The 8,176-nt window shown below is 34.3% G+C and carries 7 protein-coding genes; 1 reads left to right on the top strand and 6 read right to left on the bottom strand.

The features are described 5' to 3' along the window. Nucleotides 1-997: 997 nt before the first annotated feature. From ACFSQ0_RS05215 to ACFSQ0_RS05205, 3 genes are read right to left on the bottom strand one after another with little or no spacing between them, the layout of a single operon-like run. On the bottom strand, nt 998-3,286 hold the full coding sequence (locus tag ACFSQ0_RS05215) for a DUF2309 domain-containing protein (RefSeq protein ID WP_379045133.1): 2,289 nt from the start codon (nt 3,284-3,286) through the stop codon (nt 998-1,000). Between the two features lie 10 nt (nt 3,287-3,296). Then, on the bottom strand, nt 3,297-4,727 hold the full coding sequence (locus tag ACFSQ0_RS05210; protein ID WP_379045130.1) for a proton-conducting transporter transmembrane domain-containing protein: 1,431 nt from the start codon (nt 4,725-4,727) through the stop codon (nt 3,297-3,299). A gap of 4 nt (nt 4,728-4,731) precedes the next feature. Beyond that, a complete protein-coding gene (locus tag ACFSQ0_RS05205) occupies nt 4,732-5,034 on the bottom strand; it encodes a hypothetical protein (protein WP_379045127.1) in 303 nt (100 codons plus the stop codon). Nucleotides 5,035-5,120: 86 nt separating this feature from the next. Here ACFSQ0_RS05205 and ACFSQ0_RS05200 point away from each other — a divergent pair, with 86 nt between their 5' ends. Continuing rightward, a complete protein-coding gene (locus tag ACFSQ0_RS05200) occupies nt 5,121-6,068 on the top strand; it encodes a LysR family transcriptional regulator (RefSeq protein WP_379045124.1) in 948 nt (315 codons plus the stop codon). 4 nt (nt 6,069-6,072) lie between these two features. Here the strand turns inward: ACFSQ0_RS05200 and ACFSQ0_RS05195 are convergent, their stop codons facing one another. The 3 genes from ACFSQ0_RS05195 to ACFSQ0_RS05185 form a co-directional block, all read right to left on the bottom strand. Next, nucleotides 6,073-6,942 carry a DUF808 domain-containing protein gene (locus tag ACFSQ0_RS05195; RefSeq protein WP_379045121.1) on the bottom strand — a complete coding sequence of 290 codons (870 nt, stop codon included), beginning with the start codon at nt 6,940-6,942 and terminating at the stop codon, nt 6,073-6,075. A gap of 80 nt (nt 6,943-7,022) precedes the next feature. Further along, entirely contained in the window at nt 7,023-7,691 is a 669-nt protein-coding gene (locus ACFSQ0_RS05190; protein WP_379045118.1) for an FAD-binding oxidoreductase, read from the bottom strand. A gap of 48 nt (nt 7,692-7,739) precedes the next feature. Continuing rightward, a complete protein-coding gene (locus ACFSQ0_RS05185) occupies nt 7,740-8,171 on the bottom strand; it encodes a hypothetical protein (protein WP_379045115.1) in 432 nt (143 codons plus the stop codon). Between the last annotated feature and the right edge of the window lie 5 nt (nt 8,172-8,176).

Here is an 8,176-nt window from a genome sequence, read left to right as displayed (position 1 = left end):
TTCAAGTAGGGGTAAGCTCAGAACCGAGTGCCACTCCCGAGGAGGTAAACATTAGTAATGTCAAGCAAATACGCTTAAATTACAGACCCGGTAAACGTGTGCGTGAAGCACTCGAGACAATGGACTTTAAATTGATCGGCGGCTAGAAACTTGCGATTTATTTAAGTTGATTAAATAAAGGTTTCGTTTGAAAAAACGAGGCCTTTTTTTTGTGCTTGGGTTAAATGTTAACCTCGCCAACTTCCATTCTTAAAAATTCTTCCCTTTTTCCTTTCACAAACCCAGCAGTTTGTAATCATAAGCAGCGCAGTTTATCATGATAAACCCAGCAGTTTGTTGTTGCAAGCACAGCAGTTTGTAAAATAAGCCGCTGAGCTTTTTACAGATGCTTTAAAAACCGAATAAAAAGACACAAAAAAAGCTCAAAATGTACTGGCGGCTAGAAACTTGCGATCTTTTTTGAGCTTGCTAAATAAAGGTTTTTAACGTAGTATAAGTAATACTTATGTGTAACAAATATACTCAAATAGGGCGATTATCACCTCTGATATCAAATGAAATTTATGGTAAAATAGAACTATTCGAGATCTATTTATAGATTAAGTTACTGTATTTTTCGACAAAATGCTTAAAAAAATCCAATCTTGGTAACGCGTATGCTCCACATTTAATGAATCAAAATCTGCCTTTTAAAATTTAAACTTCTAAAAATACGATAACCTAACTATTTAAAAAATAGGAGGGGAGTGTCATTTTCTGCGCTCCTATTTATACTATAGTATATGAAGATTATTGACTGCTCAAACCACGCAAAAGAGCTGCTTTTAAACGCCATTACCCAGGCAGCTATAATTTAGATTTTTATTAGAAAATATGTTGTTGTCTTATAGGTTATAATCGCAAATATTTAAATGCCTTTAGAATACTATTATACAACGTTAATTTTCTCTAAATAACATTCAGTGAAATCGATTTGTATAAGCTTTAAGCGGAATTATTAATTGACTACATTACTGATTTTATTTTTGTTTTCTGGATCGATGCTAAATATATGAATCCATTTGTTCATTGCTAATTGGTTCAAATGCTGATGCTTGTCTAAGATTTGCTGAACCATTTGTTTTGGCGCGTTGATGTATACCGATAACCGCAAGGGGTGATGATAATATTTTTTATCATTCTGGTATAGAGATTGTTGAGGTAACCCACGTTTTAGATCGCCCATATTCCCTTCGATTACACCAAATTTTCCTGTAATATTATGAAAGATCTTTGATCCGCCACCTAGATTCTCATTATCTACGGTAGAGAAATAATAATGGTTGTTGATCCATTGGGTAACTACCATAGGGCCCAAAAGTATGTTCTCAAGTGCTTTAGCTTCTGGGTCAAGTTTGTAATCGTAAGAATGTAAAAACACCTCAGTACCCAAATCTATTTGTTGACTTAAAGATCGTGGTCCGATTAGAAATCCTGCATTTTTGGCTAAACCCCATTCTGGTCGTACTTCGGCCCAATTTAATCCCTTTTTGCTAGCGAGTTTTTTAAGGTTGTTTTCATTTCCAAGGCGTTCGCTCAAGCAGGATTGCTGTACTTGCTCTAAATAGGCTTCTATTTCTTTAATACGTTTTAATTGCTTACTATTTTCTGTATGATAATAGAGTTCAATTTTTTCTGTGGTGGTATTGTGTTGGGCACCTATAAATAAGGTGTCTTCTGGGATATTAATATTGTATTGTTCTCTAAGCCCTTTTCGCACCTCAAAAGAATTGGCCAATTTAGCCAAAAGTCTAGCATTGGGTCCACCAGCATGCGCCGCACAGGCACCGCAATCTAAACTAGAAGCAAACGGATTATTGGTACTCGTACTGCCATGCCCAGCAAAAATTACTAATGGAGCAAATTTTTTCCACCCCATCATTTCAAAAGCGGTTTTTACAATTTCAATTTTTGTATTAAGTGCAACTGGCTGGTTGCTGTCAAATAGTTCAGGTTCTGCAATTTGCTCCTTTTTTACAATAGGTTTTCCCAGCTTATAACGGTGAGCTGGTGTTACCGTACTTTTAATCAAATGAAATCCGTAAAGTAAGCCAGCACCTTCAACAAATCCAAATGCAGCTGGTAACATATTTTTTAATCGCTTGAGAAAGTAATCGTAAAATCCGATGGATTCCTTTTGTTTTTTGTAGCGTTTGAATTTTTTATCCTGGTTTTCTAAGGGTGTTTCCTTTGCCGTGAATGCAGGATCTAAAATGGGCGGACAAGCATTATAGGTTTGCTGAGTATCTGGACATTTATATTTCATGGCCAGACCAAAAAAACCTGCATAACCAAAGGTTTCATTTCGTTGGTTACTTTCAATAATACGACGAATTCGTTCAGATCGCGTATCAATGCAAAACACCCATTGAGCATCTAAATCTTTAGTAGTTTGGCTGTCTAGCTCATTATTTTGGGTAAGGCCATTCTTAATTTTTTCCTCAAAAGCTATTTGCCAAGACTGTTCCCAGGCGTTTAACCAAATATGACTTAGGCTTGAAGTCTTGTTTTGATGTGAATCAGATGTTACTTCAGCTTTAGAGCGTAAATCATAATCTATAGCATAAGCTAATCCTAGTCGAACCGCTAAAAAATCTAAAGGGGTTATGGGGTATTCTTTTTGCCAATCTGGTTTATTTTTTTCTCGGTGTTTAATGTACCCCAACCAGCCGGGAAGCGCTAATAATTGAGATTTAAGAATAATTTTTTGCTTTTCTTTCGGATATCGATTTAGAACAAATAATATATTTTCCTCAGCGGTTTTAGGCAACTCAGTTATTTTGCCTTTACGGATTTGTTTATCGGTTGCAGCTAATTTTTTCCAGGCAGCGTAAAAGCCTTTTTCTCTAAAAGGCATCGCCCATTCGGCCACCCCTTCATCTAAAAAGCTACTCAGCCATTTTATATGTAATTGATCTAATCGATCGTACTGTTTTTGGTGGGTTTCAGATTCCTGAGCCAATTGTTCAAAACAAGTCTCAGGATGACCAATAATGCCATTTTGAGTTAGAAGATTACTTAAGATGTCGGCATTAATCTCCCCATTTAAATAAGCTTTTTTAAATTGATCTGCATTAGGGTAGGGATTAATCTGTAATTCTTTTTTAGCGCTTAATACCGCATCTTCAAAGGGCAAATGCTGATAACCTGAAAGTTGATTTGAAGTAACAAAAGCATATAGCGGTTGAGTATCTGCGATTTTGTTTAGTAAATTTTCTATCTCTTTTTTGATGGATGATTCGGACATAAACTTAAAATTAAGATTTAGAGGAGCTGGGTTTAGGTTGAGATAAGTTTAATAATATTACGTAAAGCCAAGGTAGTTTTTTATATAAGCCTAATTTCATGATAAAAAATCCAAGTAAAAACACTCCGGCTACAAAAAGATGTACAAATCCAAGAGGTTCAGGTTGTGCAGTATAGGGCATATCTTTCATAAAATAGCTTACAAGGGCATACAATACTGCATAAGATGAAACACCAAAAATGAAAATCCAAAAGGCAGAAAATATTTTTTTTAGCCAACTAACATTTCTGTATTTTAAGATATTATAGGTGCTTTGTGCTACTGTAATCGCTACGATTATGGTTAAAAATATGGCGCTATTGGTAAAACTTGTTTTGGCGGTTAATAAAGAAAAAAAGCTACCTCCCGCAAGTGCAAATAGGATCACCCAAATCACTTGCATCGTGTTTATTTTTAAATGCTCTATTTTAGGAATATTTAGTTGTTTAATTTCACTGCCTGCAGATAAAAACAAATAAGCCTTGTAAAAGCCATGCAAAATTAAATGAGCTACTGCCGCATTGTAGAAACCTAAACCACATTGCATAAGCATAAAGCCCATTTGAGCAATGGTAGAACAAGCTAGTTTTTGTTTAACATTGGTTTGTATGAGTTTGTTGAACTGTGCGATAATGGCTGTTATACCTCCTATAACAAACAAAAAATAGTGACTTGTTGTAAAAACCATTAAAGGGGCCAGTAAAGCCAATAAAATACCCGCGCCGTTTACAAAACCAGCGTGCATTAACGCCGATGCAGGGGTAGGAGCGGTCATGGCATTGAGCAGCCAAGATTGAAAGGGATAAATAGCCGACTGAATGAAACATACCAACAGTATACCTATAACAGCTAAGTTTAAAACCAAGCTAGGCGCTTCTTGAAAATGATTTAAAATGCCCGGTAGTGTGAATTGCTGCGTATAATAAGCTAAAGAGAATAATGAGATGAATAGTATTAGGCTTGATATACTAAAGTAGATTAAGGCTATTTTAGCCGACTTTTGGGCTTGCCACCAATTTTTTTGTAAACCAATTAATCGGCTCATAAAAAATCCCATACCCAACCAACTTAAACATAAAATCAATAAATGATGGGCGGTAACCAACGAGATTACACTAAGCAAAAATAGGAAGCTATTGATATAAAAATTTTTAGCGTATTGAAACCCCTGTAAATAATACGTAGCATAGTGGGTTACAATTGATCCAAATAGTAAAACAACAGAAGCAATAAGTAAGCTAAAGGAATTAATATGATAAATCTCGCCAAAAATTAAATTGATGGGTGTAAATGCACTAAATGTTGCCGCCAAAAGAACGCAGAAAAAAAATGTCCACAAGAAATAGGAGTAAAGGCGTTCAGGCATTTTCCTTTGTGTGTTAACAATTTCACCAGTTGCCATAAATCTATTTTTTATTTTTTTCTATACTAATATGAAGTTCTCCTTTAAGCTCAAAATCAGTATGGTTTTCTTCGTTCTGTTCAATAAATTGTTTTAGTAGTTTTCTTTCTTTTTCCAATTCGGCAATTCTTGCTTTAAAAGGTGAAAGATCTGTTTGGTGATTTTTTTCCCAACTTTGAAAACTTTTTAGTTCGTGAAAACTGATTTTCTTATTGATTAGGGCGAGTATGATTTCTCTTGCCTCGTTAGCCGTGAAGGTTCCATCAACTAATTTGATGCTTAAGTTACTTTTGGCATCCTGTTCCATAGTTTACTTTTATTTGGAGGCAAAGATTTAAAAAATGATTAATAAATTTTTATTTATATTTGTTATGTAAGACATTAATAATATTTATGAACTATACCTTACATCAATTAAATATTTTTTTAGAAATATCTAGAACAAAGAGCATTACACAAACAGCCGAAAAACTTTTTCTCACCCAGCCGGCTGTTTCTATTCAATTAAAAAAATTTCAGGAACAATTTTCTATTCCCTTAACGGAATTAGTAGGCAGGCAATTGTATATAACCGATTTTGGTTATGAAATTGCCGCGGCAGCTAGCAAAATTATCAATGAGGTGCACGCCATCAATTATAAAACCTTGGCCCACGCAGGTAAATTAACGGGTAAATTAAAAATATCGGTTGCTTCAACAGGTAAATACGTGATGCCTTATTTTTTATCTGGTTTTTTACAACAACACCCGGGCATAGACTTGGTTATGGATGTAACCAATAAAACTAAAGTTGTGCGAAGTATGGAGTTGAATCAAGTCGATTTTTCTCTAGTGTCAACCCTACCAGAAAAACTCAGTTTACACTCTATAAAACTGATGCCGAATCAATTATATTTGGTAGGTAACCAACAAATTGAGATTGATTCAAATGCACCTTTAAAGGAGTCATTAAAAGCGCACACTCTAATTCATCGAGAACCCGGATCGGCTACGAGAGATGCTATGGATATTTTTCTAAAACAACATGATTATATAGTTGCAAAAAAATTAGAACTCACTTCGAATGAAGCCGTAAAACAAGCGGTTATTGCAGGTTTAGGGCTTTCAATTATGCCCTTGATAGGAATTAAAAACGAATTGCAAAACAGAGAGCTGCAAATTATCCCTATTCAAGGACTCCCAATAACTACCCAGTGGAGAATAATTTATAGAAAAGCAAAAAAACTATCTCCTGCAGCCCAGGCTTTTTTAGAGTTTATTGAATTAGAGCATAAAGAGATAATTGTAAATAAATTTGCGTGGATTAAAGATTACGCTAAAGCGGATAAAAATAAATTTTAATTATTTATTTCTTTTTGATTAAAGTTTTAATTCCTTGAACGATTAAGAAAACCGTAATTCCTGCTATTAAACCATACATCATTTCTTTTAAAATACTAGGAATTGAAGGTAAGAAATCATTCAAAGCATGAAATTCATGCGTAAAAATTCCTCCTGAAACCATAAGAAGCGCAATGGTACCGATTACAGATAGAGACTTTACCACTTTTGGTAAACTCTTTACTAAAAGTTCACCTAATTTATATCTGAAACCAGATTCTTCATCTTGGTTTTGCATCAAAGCAAAACCTGCATCATCCATTCTAACAATTAAGGCTACAATACCATAAACACCCACCGTAGCCAAAAGAGCTATAATGCTTACGACTAAAATTTGAATGCTAATACTTTCATTTTCAACGGTACCTAAGGCGATAATTATGATTTCTACAGATAAGATGAAATCGGTAATTATAGCCGACTTGATTCGTTCTTTTTCTATCGATAAAACCTCTTCCTCAGATTGGGCTTGTTTAAGGTTTTCTTTTTTAGTATGTTTATTTGGCTTTAAAAAATGCATTATTTTTTCTGCGCCTTCATAAGCCAGATAAAAACCTCCAATCAGTAAAATAATTCCTATAACTACAGGAACAAAAGCGCTTAATAAAAATGCCAGCGGTAGTATAATTAGCTTATTTATAAAAGACCCTTTTGTGATTTTCCATAAAACAGGAATTTCGCGTGAAGACACAAAGCCCGAAGCTTTTTCTGCATTAACTGCCAAGTCATCTCCTAAAATTCCTGCTGTTTTCTTGGCAGCCACTTTACTCATTACCGCTACGTCATCCATTAAAGCGGCGATGTCATCTAATATTGCAAAAATTCCTGAAGCCATGATTAGGTTTTAGTTTTAAATGAACCAAAAATAAAAGAATTAACTCAATTCAGGTAAAAGTAAAATGAATAATTGACAGATTATTGATCGTCTAAAATTATAAAGTGCTCTTCAACGGCCATAGTCTTTAGGTACTGACGTATATGCTTAGTCATTTCTGCAGGACCGCAAACATAGAAGTATTGCTGTTTATTTTGAATTTTATGTCTTAAAAAATCCAAGTCTAAGTAAGCTTTTTTATACTCACTTTTATCTTCATTTGTAAGTATAAATTGAACCCTCTCTTCTAGTAATATACTCAATTCATTTTCTTGTATTATATCCTTGGAAGTTTTGTTTGCGTAAAGCAATTTTATCTTCTCTAATTTATTTTGCTGCTCTAGCATTCTAAAAATGGCTAAAAATGGAGTAATTCCCGTACCTCCGGCAATAAATAATCCTGGTCCTTTATAGGTTAATTTACCCCAAGGTTCTTCTAATAACAATTGGTTGCCCGGCCTTAAATCATTTAATGCTTTGGTAACTCCGTTATGTTCAGGATAGATTTTTATGATCAGCTCTAAGCTTTCATCATCGGGTAAACTTGTGATTGTAAACGCTCGTTTTTTATCTCGCCATCCTGGCTTATTTATCGCTACGTTGGTAGCTTGTCCAGGAATAAAAATATAATTATTTGGTTTAGATATTCTAAAACGTTTAACATTATGGGTTAAGGTTTTAATGGATAGGATATCAAGTTCATATGTCATAAATGTGCCATTTTAAGTGAATTTTAAACATCAAGATAAAGGCCTGGCTTAAATAAAACCCCACTCATCTTGTTCTCCTGTTTTGGGTTGAATATTTTTAACCCAAGGAGCAAACAAATTTTTAAATTGCTCAATTTCAAGGCTTAAAACCTTGCTTTGATTTTTGATTGCAAATCCGCTTAATTCTAAACTTTTTATATCGTTTTTTAGTTCTCTTATAGCTTTTCGAATCAGCCAAGCGCTTTCCATTTTATAGCAATAAGAGTCTATTTGTTGAGCACTAGAAAGTTTGGCTAAAAGTACGTTTGCGTTTTTGCGCATATAATGCAGGCTATCTTCAAGTAGATTTTTACGGTAAACCGATTTTGAATTCTCACTTTGACGATTGCGGTATTCTAGTTCATTTATCATTTGATGAATTTGATAATGAATAATCCTAGCCTGTTTAATCAATGGGTTTTTAGTATCACTAGTTGTCATGGCTT

This window comes from Mesonia sediminis (assembly GCF_042684705.1).
Lineage (GTDB): Bacteria > Bacteroidota > Bacteroidia > Flavobacteriales > Flavobacteriaceae > Mesonia > Mesonia sediminis.
This window is presented reverse-complemented; position numbering and strand designations above follow the sequence as displayed.